The sequence below is a fragment of the Pseudomonas sp. NMS19W genome (assembly GCF_051554255.1).
Classification (GTDB): domain Bacteria; phylum Pseudomonadota; class Gammaproteobacteria; order Pseudomonadales; family Pseudomonadaceae; genus Aquipseudomonas; species Aquipseudomonas kribbensis.
Genome location: NZ_CP136718.1, coordinates 130,207 through 150,270, shown reverse-complemented (window position 1 = coordinate 150,270; position 20,064 = coordinate 130,207). Strand labels below are relative to the sequence as shown.

The window sequence follows — 20,064 nt, the reverse complement described above, 5'->3', positions numbered from 1 at the left end:
TATATTCCTAAAAGTTAGTTTATTTAAATTTTATACGCGCTTAGGGTATATGAACCGGACCACCGGACATTCTTTCGTTCGCCGCACTTTTGCGGCGTTTTTCATGAGATGTGAGGTAGGTAACATGGTCCGGAACCCAATCACCCCAGTGCAGATCGCCAGGGCATTGCGTGCAGCCAAGGAGTGGCACTGATGTCCAGTCTGGCAGACGCAAACGTCCAGAGTGACCTGGACATCGCCCCGTTGTTGTTGCCCGCGCAAGTGCTGCGCAACGACGCTCAAGCCATCAAGGCTGCACATGAACTGGCGCAAGTCGCCCGCGTACACGCCGCCAAACGCGACCGTCAGCGCAAGCTGCCGTGGGCGGAAATCGAGCAGTTCACCCGCAGCGGCCTGGGCAGCATCGCGATTCCGCGCGAGTACGGCGGGCCGCAGGTTTCCTTCGTCACCCTGGCCGAGGTGTTCGCGATCATTTCCGCGGCCGACCCGGCGTTGGGACAAATCCCGCAGAACCAGTTCGGCATCATCAACCTGATCCTCGGCAGCGCCACCGAAGCGCAGAAACAGCAACTGCTGCAGAGCGTGCTCGAAGGCTGGCGCATCGGTAACGCCGGGCCGGAGCGCGGCACCAAGGACACCCTGGAACTGAAAGCGCGCATCACCGCCGACGGCGACGACTACGTGATCAACGGCCAGAAATTCTACTCCACCGGCGCCCTCTTCGCTCACTGGGTCGCGGTCAAGGCACTCAACGATGACGGCAGGCAAGTGCTGGCCTTTGTCCGCCGTGGCACGCCGGGATTGCGCATCGTCGATGACTGGTCGGGTTTCGGCCAGCGCACCACCGCCAGCGGCACGATCCTGCTGCACAACGTGCGGGTCGATGCAGGCCTCGTGGTGGATAACTGGAAGATCAACGAAAAGCCCAACACCCAGGGCGCGGTTTCGCAGCTGATTCAAGCGGCCATCGACGCCGGCATCGCCCATGGCGCCATCGATGACGCCATCGAATTCGTCAAGACCCGCGCCCGGCCGTGGATCGACGCCAAGGTCGAGCGGGCCAGTGACGATCTCTACGTGATCGCCGACATCGGCAAACTGAAAATCGAACTGCACGCCGCCGAAGCGCTGCTGCGCAAGGCCGGGCAAGTGCTGGATCAGGTACACGCTGCACCGCTGACTGCCGAGTCCGCCGCCCGCGCCTCGATTGCCGTGGCCGAAGCCAAGGTACTGACCACCGAGATCTCGCTGCTGGCCAGCGAAAAGCTCTTCGAACTGGCCGGCAGCCGCGCCACCCTCGCCGAATTCAACCTCGACCGCCACTGGCGCAACGCCCGGGTGCACACCCTGCACGACCCGGTGCGCTGGAAATACCACGCGGTCGGCGCTTACCGCCTGAACGGAAAACTTCCGGCTCGCCATTCCTGGATCTGACGACCAGAACACTTTTGACCAGATCTCTGGAGAAACACATGACTCTTTCCCATCCCGTCGCGGTCATCACCAGCGACGAGCAAGCCCTGATCGTCGCCAGCGACCTGGCCGAAGATTTCCAGCGCGACAGCAACCTGCGCGACCGCGAACGCCGCCTGCCGCTGCCGGAGCTCGACGTGTTTTCCCGCTCCGGCCTGTGGGGCATCAGCGTGCCCAAGGAGTACGGCGGTGCCGGTGTGTCCAACGTGACCCTGGCCAAAGTCATCGCCCTGATCGCCCGGGCCGATGGCTCGCTGGGGCAGATTCCGCAGAACCATTTCTATGCCCTAGAAGTGCTGCGGGTGAACGGCAGCCACGAGCAAAAACAACGTCTGTACGCCGAAGTCCTTGCTGGTCAGCGCTTCGGCAACGCCTTGGCAGAACTGGGCACCAAGACTGCCCACGACCGCGTCACCAGCCTCAAACGTGACGGCAGCGGCTATCGCATCAACGGCCGCAAGTTCTATGCAACCGGTGCGATTTACGCGCAGCGCATCCCGACTTCAGTGGTCGATGAACACGGCGTGCAGCAACTGGCCTTCGTCCCTCGCGACAGCAAAGGCCTGACCGTGATCGACGACTGGAGCGGCTTCGGCCAGCGCACCACCGGCAGCGGTTCGGTGGTATTCGAAGACGTGTATGTCGCCGCCGAAGATGTCATTCCGTTCCAGAGCGCTTTCGAGCGTCCGACCACCGTCGGCCCGCTGGCGCAGATTCTTCACGCCGCCATCGACACCGGCATCGCCCGCGCCGCCTACGAAGATGCGCTGCACTTCGTGCGCAGCAAGACCCGGCCGTGGATCGATTCGGGCAACGACAAAGCCACCGAAGACCCGCTGACCCTCAAGAGCTTCGGCCACCTGAGCATTCGTCTGCACGCCACCGAAGCCTTGCTCGAACGCGCCGGCGAAATCCTCGATGCAGCCCAGGCCGAGACCAACGCCGAGACCGTTGCGGCAGCCTCGATTGCCGTCGCCGAAGCACGAGCGATCAGCACCGAAATCTCCCTGGCCGCCGGCAGTACCCTGTTCGAACTGGCCGGCAGCCAGGCCACCCTGATCGAGCACGGCCTCGACCGCCACTGGCGCAACGCTCGGGTGCACACCCTGCACGACCCGGTGCGCTGGAAGTATCACGCGGTGGGCAATTACTACCTCAACGATGAAAACCCTCCGCTGCGAGGGACCATCTGATGAGCAAGAAAAAGATCCTGCTCAATGCGTTCAACATGAATTGCATCGGCCACATCAACCACGGGTTGTGGACCCATCCACGGGACACCTCGACCCGATACAAGACCATCGAGTACTGGACCGAACTGGCGCAACTGCTGGAGCGTGGGCTGTTCGACGGGCTGTTCATCGCCGACATCGTCGGTGTGTACGACGTCTATCAGAACTCGGTGGACGTCACGCTGAAAGAGTCGATCCAGTTGCCGGTCAACGATCCGCTATTGCTGGTGTCGGCCATGTCTGCCGTGACGAAAAATCTGGGGTTCGGCCTGACCGCCAACCTCACCTACGAGCCGCCGTATCTGTTCGCCCGGCGCATGTCGACCCTCGATCACCTGAGCCGTGGGCGGGTGGGCTGGAACATCGTCACCGGTTATCTGGACAGCGCCGCCAAGGCCATGGGCCTGAGCGAGCAAGTCGAGCATGACAGGCGTTACGACCAGGCCGACGAGTACCTCGAAGTGCTCTACAAACTCTGGGAAGGCAGCTGGGAAAACGATGCGGTGCTCAACGACCCACAGCAGCGGATCTACGCGCAGCCGGACAAGGTGCACAAGGTCGAGCACAAGGGCGAGTTTTATCAGGTCGAGGGGTATCACCTGTGCGAGCCGTCGCCGCAGCGTACGCCAGTGCTGTTCCAGGCCGGCAGTTCGGAGCGCGGTCTGCTGTTCGCCGGGCGTCATGCCGAGTGCGTGTTCATCAGCGGCCAGAACAAGCCGTCGACCAAGGTGCAGGTGGACAAGGTCCGCGCCAGCGCCGTCGAAGCGGGTCGAAAGCCCGAGGACATCAAGGTGTTCATGGGCCTGAACGTGATCGTCGGCGAGACCGAGGAAGCGGCCTGGGCCAAGCACGCCGAATACCTGAGCTACGCCAGTGCCGAAGCGGGCGTGGCGCATTTCTCGGCGTCCACCGGGATCGACTTTTCCCGGTACGAAATTGACGAACCAATCCAGTACGTCAAGAGCAACGCGATCCAGTCCGCCACCAAGAACCTGCAGAACAACGACTGGACCCGGCGCAAGTTGCTCGACCAGCACGCCCTCGGCGGGCGCTACATCACCGTGGTCGGCTCGCCGCAGCAGGTGGCGGATGAACTGGAATCGTGGATCGCCGAAACCGGCCTCGACGGCTTCAACCTGACCCGCATCGTCACCCCGGAAAGCTATGTGGATTTCATCGATCTGGTGATTCCGGAGCTGCAACGGCGCGGCTCGTACAAGACCGCGTACGACACCGGCAGCCTGCGGGAAAAACTGTTTCACAACGAAGCGCATCTGCCGCAGCAACACACCGGCGCCCACTACCGACACACCTCCTCGCACTGACTGGAAGACCACTATGACCAAGAAGCTCCTGTCCCACCCAGTCAAAGCACTGGCCCTGGCCTTCGGCCTGTTCAGCTCGCCGGTGTTCGCCGACGACGCGCCGTTGAAAATCGGCACCACCGCCGCCTTCGCGATCCCGCTGGAAGCGGCCGTCGAAGAGGCTTCCAAACAAGGCCTGAAAGTCGAGCTGGTGGAGTTCACCGACTGGATCGCGCCGAACGTCAGCCTCGCCGCCGGCGACATCGACGTGAACTACTTCCAGCACATCCCGTTCCTGGAAAACGCCAAGGCCGCCTCCGGTTTCGACCTGGTGCCGTTCGCCCCGGGGATCATCAACAACGTCGGCCTGTACTCGAAAAAATACAAAAGCTTCGACGAGCTGCCGGAAGGCGCCAGCGTCGCCATCGCCAACGACCCGATCAACAGCGGACGCGGCCTGCAACTGCTGGCCAAGGCCGGTCTGATCACGCTGAAACCGGGCGTCGGCTACAAGGCCACCGAAGACGATATCGTCGCCAACCCGAAGAAGATCAAGATCCTGCAGGTCGAAGCCGTGCAACTGGTGCGCGCCTACGATGATGCCGATCTGGTCCAGGGTTATCCGGCCTACATCCGTCTGGCGAAGACTTTCGACGCCGGCTCCGCCCTGCTGTTCGACGGCCTCGACCATAAGGAATACGTGATCCAGTTCGTGATCCAGCCCAAGAGCAAAACCGATCCGCGCCTGATCAAGTTCGTCGACATCTACCAGCATTCGCCGGCCGTTCGCGCCGCGCTGGACAAGGCCCACGGCAAGCTGTACCAGGCCGGCTGGGAAAGCTGAGGATGACCGCTGCCATCCAACGGCGACTGGATCTTCCAGAGCCACCCGCGCTTGCGCAACGCACCGAACTGCATCCCGAGCTGAACCGCGCCCATGTGCGTTTCGTCGGGCTCGGCAAGACCTACGACGGCAAACAAGGCCCGGTCGCCGCCCTGCAAGGCATCGACCTGGCGATCCAGCGCGGTGAAGTGTTCGGCATCATCGGCCGCAGCGGCGCCGGCAAGTCGTCGCTGATCCGCACCATCAACCGCCTCGAACAACCGACCTCGGGTCGGGTGCTGATCGATCAGGTGGACATCGGCGAGTACGACGAGAATCGCCTCGTCGCCCTGCGCCGACGAATCGGCATGATCTTCCAGCACTTCAACCTGATGTCGGCAAAAACGGTGTGGCAGAACGTCGAACTGCCACTGAAAGTCGCCGGCGTTCCGAAGGAACAGCGGGAGAAGAAGGTTCGCGAACTGCTGGAACTGGTGGGCCTGCAAACCAAGCACAAGGCGTATCCGGCGCAGCTGTCCGGTGGGCAGAAACAGCGCGTCGGCATTGCCCGCGCGCTGGTGCACGACCCGGACATTCTGCTCTGTGACGAAGCCACTTCGGCGCTGGATCCGGAAACCACCCAGTCGATCCTCGGCCTGCTGCGCGAGATCAACAAACGCCTGGGCCTGACCATCGTGCTGATCACCCACGAGATGGCGGTGATCCGGGAAATCTGCGACCGCGTCGTCGTGCTGGAACATGGCCGCATCGTCGAACAGGGCCCGGTCTGGGAAGTGTTCGGCAATCCGCAGCATGAGGTCAGCCAGACCTTGCTCGCGCCGTTACAACACGCTTTGCCAGAAGAATTGCAAAGCCGTTTGCAGGCACAACCGTCGTCGTCCGATGCGTCCGTGGTGCTGCGTTTACAGTTCACTGGCAGCCAGCAGGACGAACCGGATCTGGCTGCACTGTTCGCCGCACTCGGTGGCCGGGTGAAATTGCTCCAGGGCGGCGTGGAACGGATTCAGGGCCACGCGCTCGGGCAACTGTTGCTGGCGGTGGCGGGATCAAAACTGAACGCCGAGGAGCTGCGTCAGCGCGCCAGCCAGTGGGCACAACGCACGGAGGTGTTGGGTTATGTGGTTTGATCGCTTGCTGCAGGGTTTCATCGACACGTTTCTGATGGTCGGCGTGTCGTCTCTGATCGCGTTGCTCGCCGGGATTCCCATGGCGGTGATTCTGGTCACCAGCGACAAGGGCGGCATCTACCAAGCGCCGGTGCTCAATCGCGCGCTGGGTGCGTTCGTGAACCTGTTTCGCTCGATTCCGTTCCTGATTTTGATGGTCGCGCTGATTCCGTTCACCCGGCTGATCGTCGGCACCACGTACGGTGTGTGGGCGGCCGTTGTGCCGCTGACCATCGCGGCTACGCCGTTTTTCGCGCGGATCGCCGAAGTGAGCCTGCGCGAAGTCGACCATGGCTTGATCGAAGCCGCGCAAGCCATGGGCTGCCGGCGCTGGCACATCATCTGGCACGTGTTGTTGCCCGAAGCATTGCCGGGCATCGTTGGCGGTTTCACCATCACCCTGGTGACGATGATCAACTCATCGGCGATGGCTGGCGCAATTGGCGCCGGCGGTCTGGGCGACATCGCTTATCGCTACGGCTATCAACGCTTCGACAGCCAGATCATGCTGACCGTGATCGTGCTGCTGGTGGCGCTGGTGGCGGTGATTCAACTGGGCGGCGACCGTCTGGCGCGAGGGTTGAACAAGCGCTGAATTGCATGGCGTATAGTCGGCAACATCCTTTGCCAGCGCAGTCCGACCATGAAACAGACGCCTATCGATCTGGAACAGATCACCTCCACTACTCTCGGCCACTACAACTCGGTGGCCGAGGATTTTCGTGAAGGCACCCGCGACCACGATGTCAGCCAGAACATCGACGCCCTGCTGCGGCATATTCAGGCTGAAGCGCCGTTTTCCATTCTCGATTTCGGCTGTGGGCCGGGGCGGGATTTGCAGACCTTCACACGGATGGGTCACATCGCCGTCGGCCTCGACGGTGCGGAAAAATTCGCGCAGATGGCCCGGGAGGACAGTGGCTGTGAAGTGTGGTGCCAGGATTTTCTGAAGCTGGATCTGCCGGCAGCACGCTTCGACGGGATCTTCGCCAACGCGGTGCTGTTCCATGTGCCGTTGCAGGAATTGCCACGGGTTTTGAAGCAGTTGCACGGGACACTGAAACCGGGTGGTGTGCTGTTCAGCTCCAATCCACGCGGGGACAATCGTGAGGGCTGGAACGGGCCGCGCTATGGCTCATATCACGACCTGGAGGCGTGGCGCGGGTTGCTGACCGCTGCCGGGTTCGTCGAGCTGGAGCATTACTACCGGCCGGCGGGGCTGCCGCGTGAACAGCAGCCATGGCTGGCGAGTGTCTGGCGCAAGATCTGACTCCCCTCATCCAAGGGTGAGGGAGCTTTTGATCTAGTTTTTCTTTGGCTCGCGAATCTTGTACCAGGCCACATACAGCGCCGGCAGGAACAGCAGCGTCAGCAACGTCGCTACCACAATCCCGCCGATCATCGCGTAGGCCATCGGCCCCCAGAACACTTCCCGGGCGATAGGGATCATGCCCATGCTCGCCGCCGCAGCGGTCAGCAGAATCGGCCGGCGCCGGTGCTCGGTCGCTTCCACCACCGCATCCCAGGGCGAGTAGCCCTTGTGCTCGAACTCCTCGATCTGCGTCACGAGGATCACCGAGTTGCGGATGATGATGCCGATCAGCGCCAGAATCCCGAGGATCGCCACGAAGCCCATCGGCGTGCCGGTCGGCACCAGCGCCAGCACCACGCCGATCAGCCCCAGCGGCGCGACACTCGCCACAAGGAACAGCTTCTGCACGCTGTGCAGCTGGATCATCAGGAAAGTCGCCATCAGGAACAGCATCAGCGGCAAGACCTTGGCAATCGGCCCTTGGGCCTTGCCGCTCTCCTCGACCGTACCGCCGGTGGCGACCTTGTAACCCACCGGCAGTTTGGCGGCGAAGTCATCGATGGTCGGTTTGAGGACTTTCACCAGATCGGTCGGCTGGATTTCGTCGCGCACCGAAGCCTTGATGGTGATGGTCGGCAGACGGTCGCGACGCCACACCAGCGGCTGCTCCAGTTCATAACGCACGGTGGCGAAGGCCAGCAGCGGAATCGATGTGCCGTTGGGCGTGACGATCTGCAGGTTCTGCAGGGTTTCCGGTGTGCCGCGCTCGGAATCCACCGCCCGCCCGACCACGTTGACCAGGTAGATATCGTCATCGACCTGGGTCAGCGGCGAGCCACTGACAATGCTGTTCATCAGGTTGGCCACATCCTCCGAGGACAGGCCGAGCTGCCGCGCCTTGTCCTGGGCGATGTCGATGCGCAGGACTTTGCCGGGCTCGTTCCAGTCGTAAATGATCTCGCCGATGTGCGGGCTCTTGTCCAGTTCGGTGGCGAGGTCGATGGCGTGCTTGCGCACCTGATCGATGTCCTTGCCGCTGACCCGGTACTGAATCGGCCGGCCCACCGGCGGGCCCATTTCCAGGGCCTGCACGTAACTGCCGATGCCGACGAAGTCCTGGCGCAGGCGATCTCGCAGGCGCTGGCTCAAGGCTTCCCGGGCCTTGAAGTCTTTGCTGACGATCACCAGTTGCGCGTAGTACGGGTTCTGCAGTTGCTGATCCAGCGGCAGGTAGAAACGGATCGCACCCTGGCCGATGTAAGTGCTCCAGCGCACGATGTCCGGGTCGCCCTTGAGCGTGGCTTCGAGCTTGTCGACGGCCTTGCGGGTTTCATCGATCGAGGCATTTTGCGGCAGGTTCAGGTCGACCAGGATTTCCGGGCGGTCGGAAGACGGGAAGAACTGGTTCTGCACAAAGCGCATGCAAAACACCGAGAGCACAAAGCACAGCACAGTGATGCCGATGCACCACCAGCGGTTGCGCATCGACCACAGCAACCCGTGATTGAACGCGCGCCCGATACGCCCCGGCTCGGCTTCGTGGGGCTTCACGTTGGTGCTGAGAATGTGCACGCCGATCACCGGCGCGAAGAACACCGCCACGATCCACGACACGATCATCGCCACCGCGATCACCGCAAACAACGTGTAGGTGTACTCACCGGCGGAGCTGGCGTTGAGACCGATAGGCACGAAACCGGCCACGGTCACCAGCGTACCGGTGAGCATCGGGAATGCCGTGGAGGTGTAGGCGAACGTCGCCGCCTGCTCCTTGGTCTCGCCCATTTCCAGCCGCGTGACCATCATTTCCACGGTGATCATCGCGTCGTCCACCAGCAGCCCGAGGGCGATGATCAGTGCTCCGAGGGAAATCCGCTGCATGGTGATGCCGCTGTACTCCATGTAGACGAAGACCATGGCCAGCACCAACGGGATCGAGCACGCCACCACCAGCCCGGCCCGCACGCCGAGGCTGATAAAGCTCACCACCAGCACGATGATCACCGCTTCGAACAGCGCGCTGGTGAAACCGCCGACGGCTTCTTCCACCACCACCGCCTGATCGGAAACGGTGTGCACACCAACGCCCACCGGCAAGTCGGCGGTGAGTTGATCGATGCGCGCATGCAGTGCTTTACCGAAAGCCTGGACGTTGCCGCCCTTCTGCATGGCGATTGCCAGGCCGATGGCCGGCTTGCCGTCGAAGCGGAATTCCGGGGTCGCCGGGTCGACGTAGCCACGGCTGATTTCAGCGATGTCGGCCAGACGATAGAAGCGGTCATTGAGTTTGAGATTGACCTCGGCCAGATCCTTTTCCGAGGCGAACTGCCCGGAGGTTCTCACCGAAATCCGCTCGGGCCCGGCCTCGATCACACCCGCCGGGGTCACGGCGTTCTGCGATTGCAGGCTTTGCACCACTTGCCGCTGATCGATGCCCAGCGCCGCCAGTTTGCGGGTGGAGAAGTTCAGATAGATCACTTCATCCTGCTGGCCGACCATCTCGATCTTGCCCAGCCCCGGCACGTTGCGAATCTCGGCGCGCGCCTGTTCCACATAGTCGCGCAGTTGCCGCATCGTCAGGCCGTCGGCGGTAAACGCATAGACCGAGCCGAACACGTCACCAAACTCATCGTTGAATCCCGGCCCTTGAATTCCCTGGGGAAACTGGCCGCGAATGTCGTCGATTTTCTTGCGCACCTGGTACCAGATTTCCGGAATGTCCTTGGCGCTGGTGGTGTCGCGCAGGTACACGTAGACCGTGGATTCTCCGGGGCGCGTGTAGCTTTTCACATAGTCGAGGGAATCGAGTTCCTCGAGTTTTTTCTCGATGCGGTCGGTGACCTGTTTGAGCGTTTCCTCCTGGGTCGCGCCCGGCCATTTGGTCTGGATCACCATGGTCTTGATGGTGAACGACGGGTCTTCCTCGCGCCCCAGATTGAAGTACGAGAACACCCCCATCAGCAGCCCGACGAACATCAGGTACCAGACGAACGACTGATGCTTGAGGGCCCATTCGGAGAGATTGAAAGACCCTTTCATTGACTGTCCTCGTCGAGTTTCACGGCTTGTCCGGGTTTGAGGCTGTTGACGCCGGCGCTGACCACACGCTCGCCGGACTTGACCCCGCCGGCCAGCACCACGGTGCTGTCGGTACGGCTGGTCACGCTGACGTCGCGCGGGGCAACGGTTTTGCTTTGCGGGTCGATCACCCAGATTCGGGTTTTGCCGTCGGCCTCCTGCAAGGCTGTCGCGGGCAATTCGATTCGCGGTTTGATCGCCGAACTGAGGGTCACGCTGATTGCCGTGCCGAGACGGAAGCCCGGTGGCGTGCTGGCCAGGGTCAGGCGTGCGCGGCGGGTGCGCGTGGCGCTTTGTGCCTGAGGTTCGATTTCCCGGATGACGGCGGTGGTGTTGATGCTCGGATCGAGTTGCGCGGCCACCAGAAACACCACGTCGCTGGGGATCTGATCGACCAGCGTGTCCGGCAGATCGATCACCGCTTCCTTGATGTCCGGTTGCGCGAGCGTCACCACTTGCTGGCCGGCCGTCACCACCTGACCGGCCTCGGCGTTCCACGCGGTGACCACGGCTTTGTGGTCGGAGCGCAGTTCGGTATAGCCGAGCTGATCCTTGCTCTGATTGACCGCAGCCCGTGCCTGATCGAGAGACGCCTGGGTGGTTTTCAGGTCGGTGGTGGCGATGTCCAGTTGCGCCTGGGCACCGACCCCGCGATCAAACAGCGCCTGCTGACGCCGGGCGTTGGCCTGGGCGTTGATCAGTTGTGCTTCGACTTTCGCCAGATCGCCCTGGGCCGAACGCAGCTGGTTCTGCTGATCGGACGGGTCGAGGGTGGCGAGCAAGGTGCCCTTCTCCACCTCGGCCCCCACGTCGACGTTACGGCTGGCAATGCGCCCGCCGACACGGAAACCGGTGTTGCTCTCGTAGCGCGCCTGAATGCTGCCGGCGAAACGACCGAGGGTTTCCTCGTTCAGTGCTTCGACCTTGATCGACAACACCGGCCGCACCGGTTCGGGCGGCGGCTCGCTCTTGGAACAGGCAACCAGCAGCAGCCCGACAGACATCACCCATAAAGGCTTCATGGCTGTGCTCCCGGTTGCAGTTCCTTGTAGGTGTTCTCGGCGATTTCGACCTTCATCCCCGGATGCAGCAGCTGCCCACCGGCAACGATGACTTTTTCGCCGCCCTTGAGCCCTTCGCTGATGATCACGTGGCCGGTCAGGTAGCGGCCGACGGTGACGTTGTGCAGTTGCGCCTCACCCTTGTCGTCGACCATCCATACGGCGGGTTCGCTGATGTTCTTGGTCAGGGCCGACCACGGCAATTCCACCGCCGATTTGCCGCTGCCCTTGGCGGTGGCACTGACCACCGAACCGAGCTGCATGCCCTGGGGCAGGCTGTCGAGGGTGACCTTGACCTGCACCGTGCCGGACTGCGCCGACACTGCCGGGGTGATTTCACGCACGGTGCCGGTGGTCTTGATGGCGGGGTTGTCGAGCAGGCTGACGACGATCGAACGCTCGGCCGGCCGCTCTGCCAAAAGCGATTCGTACACGTTGAACACCGCGTCGCGGTCGCCGTCCCGGGCCAGGCTGAAGATCGGCGCCGTGGCCTGCACCACTTGGCCGACTTCGGCCTGACGCTGGGTGATGATGCCCGGTGCATCGGCGATCAGCGCGGTGTAGCTCAGCTGATCCTTGGCGTTGGCCAACTGCGCCTGGGCCGCGCTCAACGCACTCTGGCTGCTGCGCAATGCCGCTTGCGCGGAATCGTATTCGCTCTGGCTGGTGTAGCCCTTGGGCAACAGTTTTTGCTGGCGGACGAACGCGGCAGCGCTCTGCTTGACCCGCGCCTGCTCGGCCAGCACCTGGGCCTGGGCGGAATCGACGTTGGTCTGCAAGTCCTTGGGATCGAGTTTGGCCAGCACTTGTTTGGCCGAGACACGGTCACCGACATCGACCATGCGCTGGATGATCTTGCCGCCGACCCGGAACGACAATTCGGTCTGCACCCTGGCCTGAACATCGCCGGTGAGGGTCACGGATGCCGCGAAGTCCGCAGGCTTGACCTCTTGCACGAAGACCCGCGGCAAATACTCCTGGGGCGCCTTTTTTTCGCCGCAGGCGGCGAGCAAAGCGAGCAGGCCCAACAGGGCGGCTGTTTTCAATCCGGGACTCGCCATGCAGACTCCTTCCTGTGTACGAACGTGCAAGTGACGATACGACTGTGAGCTTAGAACAGGGTTCAACCTTCGTCCGGGCGATATATGCATTTATGTGCAGCAGGTATCCTGACCCGGATTCCGGAGCACCCAGGAAGGATTTTCATGCTCAAGACCCTCGCGGTGGCCAATTACCGCTCGATCAATAAATTGGTGATTCCGCTGGGTCGGCTGAACCTGATCACCGGCCCCAACGGCAGCGGTAAATCCAACCTTTACCGGGCACTGCGCCTGCTGGCGGAAACCGCTCAGGGCGGCGTGGTCAATGCACTGGCTCGCGAAGGTGGGCTGGAATCGACGTTCTGGGCCGGACCGGAAACCATCAGCCGGCGCATGCGCAACGGTGAAGTGCCAATCCAGTCCACCGTGCGCCAGAGCGTGAAACGTCTGAGGCTGGGTTTTGCCGGTGAAGATTTCAGCTATTCAATTGCGCTGGGCTTGCCCGAACCGAGCCTTTCGTTCTTTTCCCTCGACCCGGAAATCAAAAAGGAATGCATCTGGGCCGGACCGCTGTATCGTCCGGCCAGTCTGCTGGTGGACCGCAACGGGCCGATGATCCGCAGCCGCAACGGTCGCAGTTGGGATGTGCTGGCGCAACACACGCCGAACTTCGACAGCCTGTTCGATCAGGTCGGCAGCCTGCGCACTTCGCCGGAGGTGTTCCAGATGCGCGAGTTCATCCGCCGCTGGCGTTTCTACGATCACTTTCGCAGCGACGCCGACGCCCCGGTGCGCCAGCCGCAACTGGGCACGCGCACGCCGGTGCTGCATCACGACGGCCGCGATCTGGCGGCGGCGTTGCGCACCATTATCGAGATCGGTGATCCCGAGGCCTTGCAGGCGGCGATCAGTGACGCGTTTCCCGGCGCACGGTTGAACATCGCGCCGCTGGCGGGCGGACGCTTTGCCATCGAGTTCTTTCAGGAGGGCTTGTTGCGGCCATTGTCGGCGGCGGAATTGTCGGACGGCACGTTGCGTTATCTGCTGCTGGTCGCCGCACTGCTGACGCCACGCCCGCCTTCGCTGATGGTGCTGAACGAACCGGAAACCAGTCTGCATCCGGACCTGTTGCCGGCGCTGGCGCGGTTGATCATTCGCGCATCGCAGGAGTGTCAGGTGTGGGTGGTTTCACACGCACGGCGATTGATTTCGGCGTTGCAGGAAGACCCGGAATGCAATTGCATTGTGTTGGAGAAGACGTTGGGCCAGACAGGCGTTGTCGGGCAGAGGGTGCTGGATGAGCCGGCGTGGAATTGGCCTGATTAGGTGTGTCAGTTGAAGAGCCCCTCACCCTAGCCCTCTCCCGGAGGGAGAGGGAACTGATTGGGGGATGCTCAAGAATTACGCCGACCTGATCTTGCTGTACCGAATCCATAATCGACCCGGTGTTTCAGGTCGATGTAACTTGCCAGACACCTCCGTCGGCTCCCTCTCCCTCCGGGAGAGGGCTGGGGTGAGGGCGAGGGTTCACCGCGGACTATCAGACAATCACCCCTGCCACTTCCCACCTTCAACAATCACGCTCTCAGGCTTGGTGTCATCGCTTAGCTCTTTACGCACATATTGGTCATACAGCTTGAGCAGGTATTTCTCTTCACCCAACTTGGCCAGTTCGGTATTCACCCAGTCACGCAATTCGATATTGCCCTTCTTCACCGCCGGTGCAATCGGGGCTTCGGCGCCGAGTTTTTCATCCAGCACGCGGTAGCCCGGGTTCTGCTTGGCCCAGCTGAACAACACCAGATTGTCCTGGGCGTAGGCATCGCCACGGCCGTTGGCCAGGGCTTGCAGGGACTCGGAGTTTTTCTCGAATTTCAGCAGTTTCCAGTCCGGGTGGTTCTTGGTCAGCCAGATATCGGCGGTGGTGCCAGTGGTGACGATGGTGGTTCGGGTCGCCAGGTCATCCAGCTTCTTCACGTCGCTGCCCTGCGGAACCAGCGCCTGCACCGCGACCTTGAGGTTCGGATTGGTGAACTCAACCGCTTCCTTGCGCTCCGGGGTCACGGTCATGTTGGCGAGGATCAGGTCGACCTTGTCGCTTTGCAGGAACGGAATGCGGCTCGCCGGTTCCACGGCCACAAACTCGACCTTGTTTTCGTCGCCCAGCAGATCCTTGGCGAATTGCCGGCCGATGTCGGTATCGAAGCCGACATAGCGCCCCGCTTCATTGACGAAGCCGAACGGCGGTTTATCGGTGAACACGCCGACAATCAGTTTGTCGCGGGCCTTGATCTTGTCCAGGTAACCCGCCGGCGCAGTGCTTTCGCTGGCGACTTTCGGCTTGGCCGGTTCTTCGGTCTTGTTGCAGCCGGCCAGCAACGCGAGGCTGATCAGCGGGAGTGCGAATAGGGCTTTGGCAGTTTTCATGGCAGTTCCAGTTCCTTGGTTTGAGTCGTTGTGGACGAAGTCGTTGAAGGCAGGGCTTCGACGTAGGAGAACTTCTCCAGGAACTGCTGCGCGCGTGCGGTTTGCGGGTTCGTAAAGAAAAGCTCGGGCGGGTTCTGTTCGAGGATGCGCCCGGCATCCATGAACACGATGCGGTCGGCCACCGCGCGGGCGAAGGCCATTTCGTGGGTGACGATCAACAGGGTCATGCCTTCGCGGGCCAGGCCCTGAATCACTTGCAGCACTTCCTTGACCATCTCCGGATCAAGGGCGGCGGTGACTTCGTCGAAAAGCATGACTCGCGGGTTCATGCACAGCGAGCGGACGATGGCGATGCGTTGCTGCTGGCCGCCGGAAAGCTGGCGCGGGAAGGCATCGCGCTTGTCCGACAGGCCCACCCGTTCGAGCAACGCTTCGGCCTGTTGCTGCGCTTCGCGGCGTTCGCGTTTCTGCACTTTCAGCGGGCCGAGCAGCAAGTTGTCGAGCACGCTCATGTGCGGGAACAGGTGATAACTCTGGAACACCATGCCGATCTGCTGACGCACTTCGCGCCAGTCGGTGGCCTTGTCCAGCAGCTCGCGGCCGGCGAATTTCAGACTGCCGCTGTGGGCAACTTCCAGGCCATTCAGGCAACGCAGCAGGGTACTTTTTCCGCAGCCGCTGGGGCCGAGAATGACGATGACTTCGCCGGACTTCACTTGCAGGTCGATGCCCTTGAGCACCTGCTGTTCGCCGAAGAATTTGTTGAAACCCTGAAACTCGATCAATGCACTCATGCTTGCGTCCAACGCCGCTCCAGCACACGCGAGGCGGCCGACAGCGGATAGCAGATGAAAAAGAAAAACAGGAACAGCGCGCCGTAGATCAGCACCGATTCGTAAGTGCGCTCGATGATCTGCTGGCCGACCTTGATCACGTCCACCACACCAATCAGCACCGCCAGCGAACTGGTCTTGATGATCCGCGTGTAGACGTTGATGGTCGGTGGCGTCATGCGTTTCAGCGCCTGGGGAATCAGCACATAGCCGTAGAGCTGCGCCGCGTTCAGACCGATCGACAATCCCGCTTCACGCTGCCCGCGCGGCAACGAATGCAGCGCACCACGCGCCACTTCGCCGACCTCGCTGGCGCCCCACAGCGACAGCACCAGCACCGCGCACCAGAAGCTCGGCAGGCTCAGGCCAAAGAAAATCGGCAGACCGAAAAACAGCAGGTACAACCAGACCAGCACCGGGATCGCCCGGAACAGTTCCAGATAGATCCGCAGCACCGCGTTCAGCCACGTCACGTTGAGCGTGCGCAGCACACCGTAGAGCACGCCGCCGACGGTACTGATGGCAATGCTCAGGAACGAGATCGACAGGGTTTGCCCGGCGCCTTTGGCCAGTTGCGGCAACGACACCCAGAGCAGTTCAAGACCCGAACTGGCCATGCTGGAGCCTCCTTTCCAGACGGCTCAACAGCAGCGACAGCGGCAGGAACAACAACACGCAGATCAGCGTCAGCACGGCGAGCATTTCGTAGGTTTTGTAGTAGAGCGCGATGTAGCTCTTGGTGGTGTAGAGAATCTCCGGCACCGCCACGGCCGAGACCACGGTGGTCTCCTTGAGCAGGAAAATGAAATTGGCGAACAGCGACGGCAGGCTGAGGATCCCCGCTTGCGGCAGGATCACGTAGCGCAGCAACTGGCCATGGGACAGGCCGATGGAGCGGCCCGATTCAAGCTGTGCCTGGGGCACCGCATCGACGCCGGCCCGCAGCACTTCGGTGAGGTAGGCACCGCCGAGAAACGTCATGGTGATGATCGCAGCGGTGAAGCCGGAGACCTTGATCCCCAGTGCCGGCAAGGCGAAGTAGACGAAGAACAGCTGGATCAGCATCGGCGTGTTGCGCGCCAGCTCCACATACAGCCCGACCAGTTTTTGCAGGTAAGGCGTGCGGAATACCAGAATCGTCGCGTTCAGCAGCGCTACCAGCAACGAAGTGCCAATGGCGATCAAACCGACCTGCAGCGTCACGCCCACGGCTTTGAGAAACGCCGGCAACGTGCTGAGGATAAATGCGTAATCGAAGGTCATGAAACATCCTGACGCCGCTCGGTAAGCGACGGTGGTGCAGTCCATGGACAGCGGGTAGCTGTCCTGCAGGCACCGACTTTAAAGGTATAAAAAGAAGAATTTAAATACCGTTAAAGCATATTGATATCACGCAAAAAACTAATCGACGGGTTTGCCGGGAAGAAGGAGGAAGGCTATTGTCCCCAACGCTGTAGGACGGATCTTTTTTTCATAAAAGCCCTCCAAGGACGAACAGCTTTTGGCCAGACTCCCCCGGCCGAACCCATAACAAGGAAGAGAACATGGACGTAAAAGTGCCGCAGCGACTGGATCCGCAGGAAATCGTGAAATTGTTGGTGGCGTTGCGCCGGGCGTTGAAAACCGGGATAGCCTGAGCTTAAAGACACCCTCACCTGCACACACAAAAACGCCGATGACCATCACTGGCCATCGGCGTTTTCATACCTGAAGGGGTTGTGTTGCTGCGTCAGATCAGAACGCCGGCAATACCGCGCCGTTGTACTTCTTCTCGATGAACGCTTTGACTTCCGGGCTGGTCAGGGCAGCGGCCAGTTTCTTGATGGCGTCGCTGTTCTTGTTGTCTTCACGGGCGACCAGGAAGTTCACGTAAGGCGAATCCGCGCCTTCGATCACCAGGGCGTCCTTGGTCGGGTTCAACTTGGCTTCCAGCGCGTAGTTGGTGTTGATCATGTCCAGGTCGACTTCTTTCAGAACGCGCGGCAGCAGGGCCGACTCCAGTTCCTTGAACTTGAAGTTGTGCGGGTTCTTGGCGATGTCTTTCGGCGTGGCCAGAGCGTTTTTAGGATCTTTCAGTTCGATCAGGCCAGCCTTCTGCAGCAGGATCAGTGCACGACCACTGTTGCTGCCTTCGTTCGGAATGGCGATGGTGGCGCCGTCCGGCAGTTCAGCCAGAGTCTTGTACTTGCTCGAGTAGCCACCGAACGGTTCAACGTGAACGCCTTGTACGGTCACCAGGTACTTGGCCTTGTCGTCCTTGTATTTGCCCTGGTTGAAGCTGTTCAGATACGGCAGGGTCTGGAAGTAGTTGGCGTCCAGACGCTTCTCGCCCACCTGCACGTTCGGCTGAACGTAGTCGGTGAAGACCTTGATTTCCAGATCCACGCCTTCTTTGGCGAGGGTCGGCTTGATCAGTTCGAGGATCTCGGCGTGTGGGACCGGGGTCGCGGCGACCACCAGTTTTTCGCCGGCCTGGGCCAGGGAAGCAGTCAGAGCAGCCGCCAATGCGGTAAACAACAGAACCTTTTTCATGCAGTGTCCTTAGTCGAAAATCACGGTCGTCATCGACGACGGCATCAATACGTGTGCCAGCGATGTGCTACTGCTGGCGTGAGTCGGACAATACCGGGATTTTTTATTCCCGGACAATAACGTTTATTCAGCTTCATATTCCATTTTGTTCATGTTGGACAAAATGGTTACAACGCCTCGCTCAGGCTCAATAGCAATTCTTTCAATGCCTTACGTTCCTCGGCAGTCCCTTTGGCGCTGATGCTCGCCACCTGACGTTCGAACTGAACCAGCGACCCAGACACCTCGGGCAGGTTCAGGTGCTCCGGCAGGATTTCATCGCCAGTGCTCACCAGCAGCGCAAAGTGAATGACGTTTTCCAGCTCCCGGGTGTTGCCCGGCCAGCTGTGCTGCTCCAGCACCTCCTGCGCCGCTTCGCTGATCAGCGGCACCGGCAGATCCAGGCGCTGGCTGTAGATGCCAAGGAAGTACTCGGCCAGCGACAGAATGTCACCGACCCGCGCCCGCAACGCCGGCAGCTCCAGATGCCCTTCGCTGAGATAGTGATAAAGCCGCTCGTGGAATTTCCCCGCCGCCACCGCTTGCGCCAGATCGATGCTGGTCGCAGCGACCAGTCGCACGTCCACCGGGCTCGGTTGATGGGCACCTACGCGGGTGACTTCGTGGTTTTCCAGTGCCGCGAGCAACTTGGTCTGGATCGGCAGCGGCAGGTCGCCGATCTCGTCCAGGTACAAGGTGCCGCCGTTGGCCGAGCCGAACCAGCCGGCGCGACTGCTGGCTGAACCGCTGTAGCTGCCGGCTGCATAGCCGAACAATTCCGCGTCGGCATACGTCGGGCTGATCGCCCCGCAATTGACCGAGACGAACAACCCGCCGCGATCACTGGCGCGATGGATGTGGCGGGCGAGCAATTCCTTGCCGGTGCCGGTCTCCCCGCGAATCAGCACCGAGATCGAGCGCGGTGCGAGTCGGGCCATTTCCTCGCGCAACTGGCGCGAGCGTGGATCGACGAACACCAGCGCCTTGGCGCGAATGCTCAGGGGACTTTTTTCCGCATCGGGAAAGGTCAGCAACGGCTGACCGAAGGTTTCGTAACTCATGGCAGACTCCCGCCCCAAATCGCCGGGAGACGGGGGCGCTGAAGAAATAAAAGGGGTCAGGCACGACGCCGGGCGTGGTGTTCCATGCGGTTTTGCAGGCGATACAGATACGCGAACCCCTGCTCCCAGCGTTGATGCCCGGACTTCACATTGATGTGGCCGGCGCCCGCGAGAATCCCCGCCTCGGCGCCCCAGTTGCGCGCCAGTTCCAATGCACGCGGCGCACTGACGGCAGCGTCGTTGTCGGAGCTGACGACCTGACTCGGGAACGGCAGCAGGTCAGTCGGAATCGGTGCAAAGTTGCGCAGTGCCGGCACGCAAGCCGGACGCTCGACATCCGCCGGCGCAACCAGCAACGCACCGCGTACCTGACGCAGGTGCTGCAACGGTGCGGTGGCCGCCCAGTGCGCCACAGTGATGCAACCCAGACTGTGGGCGATCAGGATTACCGGTGTGCTGTCGGCGGCAATCGCCTCGGCCAGCGCCGCGACCCAGTCTTCACGACGCGGCGTCAGCCAGTCGGCCTGCTCCACCCGCGCGCTGTTCGGCAGACTGTTCTGCCAGTGGCTTTGCCAATGATCTTCTGGCGATCCTTGCCAGCCCGGCACAATCAGATAGCGGATTGATTCGTTGCGCATGGGGGAGCTCTCCTGCGTCGTGTC

General features: G+C 61.5%; 18 protein-coding genes. 8 read left to right on the top strand and 10 right to left on the bottom strand.

What is annotated here, in order from left to right; translation table 11 throughout:
• Positions 1-192 precede the first annotated feature (192 nt).
• Genes R1A29_RS00585 through R1A29_RS00555 form a run of 7 tightly spaced genes read left to right on the top strand, consistent with a single transcriptional unit; the run spans position 193 to position 7,289 of the window.
• Positions 193-1,434 carry an SfnB family sulfur acquisition oxidoreductase gene (locus tag R1A29_RS00585; protein WP_438300363.1) on the top strand — a complete coding sequence of 414 codons (1,242 nt, stop codon included), beginning with the start codon at positions 193-195 and terminating at the stop codon, positions 1,432-1,434.
• A gap of 38 nt (positions 1,435-1,472) precedes the next feature.
• Positions 1,473-2,666, top strand: a complete 1,194-nt coding sequence (locus tag R1A29_RS00580; RefSeq protein WP_438300362.1) for an SfnB family sulfur acquisition oxidoreductase — start codon at positions 1,473-1,475, stop codon at positions 2,664-2,666.
• Positions 2,666-4,030 (top strand): LLM class flavin-dependent oxidoreductase, encoded by a 1,365-nt coding sequence (locus tag R1A29_RS00575; protein ID WP_438300361.1) that lies wholly within the window; start codon positions 2,666-2,668, stop codon positions 4,028-4,030. The genes R1A29_RS00580 and R1A29_RS00575 overlap by 1 nt, the downstream gene beginning before the upstream one ends.
• A gap of 13 nt (positions 4,031-4,043) precedes the next feature.
• Positions 4,044-4,853 carry a MetQ/NlpA family ABC transporter substrate-binding protein gene (locus R1A29_RS00570; RefSeq protein ID WP_438300360.1) on the top strand — a complete coding sequence of 270 codons (810 nt, stop codon included), beginning with the start codon at positions 4,044-4,046 and terminating at the stop codon, positions 4,851-4,853.
• A 2-nt stretch (positions 4,854-4,855) separates the two neighbouring features.
• On the top strand, positions 4,856-5,980 hold the full coding sequence (locus R1A29_RS00565; RefSeq protein WP_438300359.1) for a methionine ABC transporter ATP-binding protein: 1,125 nt from the start codon (positions 4,856-4,858) through the stop codon (positions 5,978-5,980).
• A complete protein-coding gene (locus R1A29_RS00560) occupies positions 5,970-6,614 on the top strand; it encodes a methionine ABC transporter permease (RefSeq protein ID WP_438300358.1) in 645 nt (214 codons plus the stop codon). The genes R1A29_RS00565 and R1A29_RS00560 overlap by 11 nt, the downstream gene beginning before the upstream one ends.
• Before the next feature lie 48 nt (positions 6,615-6,662).
• Positions 6,663-7,289, top strand: coding sequence for a class I SAM-dependent methyltransferase (locus R1A29_RS00555; RefSeq protein ID WP_438300357.1), 627 nt, complete (start codon positions 6,663-6,665; stop codon positions 7,287-7,289).
• A 33-nt stretch (positions 7,290-7,322) separates the two neighbouring features.
• Here R1A29_RS00555 and R1A29_RS00550 read toward each other — a convergent pair whose 3' ends face one another.
• Genes R1A29_RS00550 through R1A29_RS00540 form a run of 3 tightly spaced genes read right to left on the bottom strand, consistent with a single transcriptional unit; the run spans position 7,323 to position 12,531 of the window.
• Entirely contained in the window at positions 7,323-10,370 is a 3,048-nt protein-coding gene (locus R1A29_RS00550; protein WP_438300356.1) for an efflux RND transporter permease subunit, read from the bottom strand.
• Positions 10,367-11,431, bottom strand: coding sequence for an efflux RND transporter periplasmic adaptor subunit (locus R1A29_RS00545; RefSeq protein WP_114880994.1), 1,065 nt, complete (start codon positions 11,429-11,431; stop codon positions 10,367-10,369). The genes R1A29_RS00550 and R1A29_RS00545 overlap by 4 nt, the downstream gene beginning before the upstream one ends.
• Positions 11,428-12,531, bottom strand: coding sequence for an efflux RND transporter periplasmic adaptor subunit (locus tag R1A29_RS00540; protein WP_119428589.1), 1,104 nt, complete (start codon positions 12,529-12,531; stop codon positions 11,428-11,430). The genes R1A29_RS00545 and R1A29_RS00540 overlap by 4 nt, the downstream gene beginning before the upstream one ends.
• 144 nt (positions 12,532-12,675) lie before the next feature.
• On the opposite strand from R1A29_RS00540, the gene R1A29_RS00535 reads away from it, so the two are divergent.
• Positions 12,676-13,836, top strand: coding sequence for an AAA family ATPase (locus tag R1A29_RS00535; RefSeq protein ID WP_438300354.1), 1,161 nt, complete (start codon positions 12,676-12,678; stop codon positions 13,834-13,836).
• A gap of 222 nt (positions 13,837-14,058) precedes the next feature.
• On the opposite strand, the gene R1A29_RS00530 is transcribed toward R1A29_RS00535, so the two are convergent.
• The 7 genes from R1A29_RS00530 to R1A29_RS00500 all read right to left on the bottom strand — a co-directional run bounded on the left by R1A29_RS00530 (position 14,059) and on the right by R1A29_RS00500 (position 20,040).
• Entirely contained in the window at positions 14,059-14,937 is an 879-nt protein-coding gene (locus R1A29_RS00530; protein WP_323161034.1) for a transporter substrate-binding domain-containing protein, read from the bottom strand.
• Positions 14,934-15,731, bottom strand: coding sequence for an amino acid ABC transporter ATP-binding protein (locus R1A29_RS00525; protein WP_438300353.1), 798 nt, complete (start codon positions 15,729-15,731; stop codon positions 14,934-14,936). Before R1A29_RS00525 ends, R1A29_RS00530 begins: the two co-directional genes overlap by 4 nt.
• Positions 15,728-16,387: an amino acid ABC transporter permease gene (locus R1A29_RS00520; protein ID WP_065261360.1), complete on the bottom strand. Its 660-nt coding sequence runs from the start codon at positions 16,385-16,387 to the stop codon at positions 15,728-15,730. The genes R1A29_RS00525 and R1A29_RS00520 overlap by 4 nt, the downstream gene beginning before the upstream one ends.
• Positions 16,368-17,033: an amino acid ABC transporter permease gene (locus R1A29_RS00515; RefSeq protein ID WP_438300352.1), complete on the bottom strand. Its 666-nt coding sequence runs from the start codon at positions 17,031-17,033 to the stop codon at positions 16,368-16,370. The genes R1A29_RS00520 and R1A29_RS00515 overlap by 20 nt, the downstream gene beginning before the upstream one ends.
• A 471-nt stretch (positions 17,034-17,504) precedes the next feature.
• On the bottom strand, positions 17,505-18,302 hold the full coding sequence (locus R1A29_RS00510) for a MetQ/NlpA family ABC transporter substrate-binding protein (protein WP_007952772.1): 798 nt from the start codon (positions 18,300-18,302) through the stop codon (positions 17,505-17,507).
• A gap of 167 nt (positions 18,303-18,469) precedes the next feature.
• Entirely contained in the window at positions 18,470-19,402 is a 933-nt protein-coding gene (locus tag R1A29_RS00505; RefSeq protein ID WP_438300351.1) for a sigma 54-interacting transcriptional regulator, read from the bottom strand.
• A gap of 56 nt (positions 19,403-19,458) precedes the next feature.
• On the bottom strand, positions 19,459-20,040 hold the full coding sequence (locus R1A29_RS00500; RefSeq protein ID WP_085712674.1) for an alpha/beta hydrolase: 582 nt from the start codon (positions 20,038-20,040) through the stop codon (positions 19,459-19,461).
• Positions 20,041-20,064: the final 24 nt, after the last annotated feature.

Excerpts from the sequence above, each read along its gene's own strand:
- R1A29_RS00585 (WP_438300363.1), top strand. The coding sequence starts at position 193 with ATGTCCAGTCTGGCAGACGCAAACGTCCAGAGTGACCTGGACATCGCC.
- R1A29_RS00580 (WP_438300362.1), top strand. The coding sequence starts at position 1,473 with ATGACTCTTTCCCATCCCGTCGCGGTCATCACCAGCGACGAGCAAGCC.
- R1A29_RS00575 (WP_438300361.1), top strand. The coding sequence starts at position 2,666 with ATGAGCAAGAAAAAGATCCTGCTCAATGCGTTCAACATGAATTGCATC.
- R1A29_RS00570 (WP_438300360.1), top strand. The coding sequence starts at position 4,044 with ATGACCAAGAAGCTCCTGTCCCACCCAGTCAAAGCACTGGCCCTGGCC.
- R1A29_RS00565 (WP_438300359.1), top strand. The coding sequence starts at position 4,856 with ATGACCGCTGCCATCCAACGGCGACTGGATCTTCCAGAGCCACCCGCG.
- R1A29_RS00560 (WP_438300358.1), top strand. The coding sequence starts at position 5,970 with ATGTGGTTTGATCGCTTGCTGCAGGGTTTCATCGACACGTTTCTGATG.
- R1A29_RS00555 (WP_438300357.1), top strand. The coding sequence starts at position 6,663 with ATGAAACAGACGCCTATCGATCTGGAACAGATCACCTCCACTACTCTC.
- R1A29_RS00550 (WP_438300356.1), bottom strand. The coding sequence starts at position 10,370 with ATGAAAGGGTCTTTCAATCTCTCCGAATGGGCCCTCAAGCATCAGTCG.
- R1A29_RS00545 (WP_114880994.1), bottom strand. The coding sequence starts at position 11,431 with ATGAAGCCTTTATGGGTGATGTCTGTCGGGCTGCTGCTGGTTGCCTGT.
- R1A29_RS00540 (WP_119428589.1), bottom strand. The coding sequence starts at position 12,531 with ATGGCGAGTCCCGGATTGAAAACAGCCGCCCTGTTGGGCCTGCTCGCT.
- R1A29_RS00535 (WP_438300354.1), top strand. The coding sequence starts at position 12,676 with ATGCTCAAGACCCTCGCGGTGGCCAATTACCGCTCGATCAATAAATTG.
- R1A29_RS00530 (WP_323161034.1), bottom strand. The coding sequence starts at position 14,937 with ATGAAAACTGCCAAAGCCCTATTCGCACTCCCGCTGATCAGCCTCGCG.
- R1A29_RS00525 (WP_438300353.1), bottom strand. The coding sequence starts at position 15,731 with ATGAGTGCATTGATCGAGTTTCAGGGTTTCAACAAATTCTTCGGCGAA.
- R1A29_RS00520 (WP_065261360.1), bottom strand. The coding sequence starts at position 16,387 with ATGGCCAGTTCGGGTCTTGAACTGCTCTGGGTGTCGTTGCCGCAACTG.
- R1A29_RS00515 (WP_438300352.1), bottom strand. The coding sequence starts at position 17,033 with ATGACCTTCGATTACGCATTTATCCTCAGCACGTTGCCGGCGTTTCTC.
- R1A29_RS00510 (WP_007952772.1), bottom strand. The coding sequence starts at position 18,302 with ATGAAAAAGGTTCTGTTGTTTACCGCATTGGCGGCTGCTCTGACTGCT.
- R1A29_RS00505 (WP_438300351.1), bottom strand. The coding sequence starts at position 19,402 with ATGAGTTACGAAACCTTCGGTCAGCCGTTGCTGACCTTTCCCGATGCG.
- R1A29_RS00500 (WP_085712674.1), bottom strand. The coding sequence starts at position 20,040 with ATGCGCAACGAATCAATCCGCTATCTGATTGTGCCGGGCTGGCAAGGA.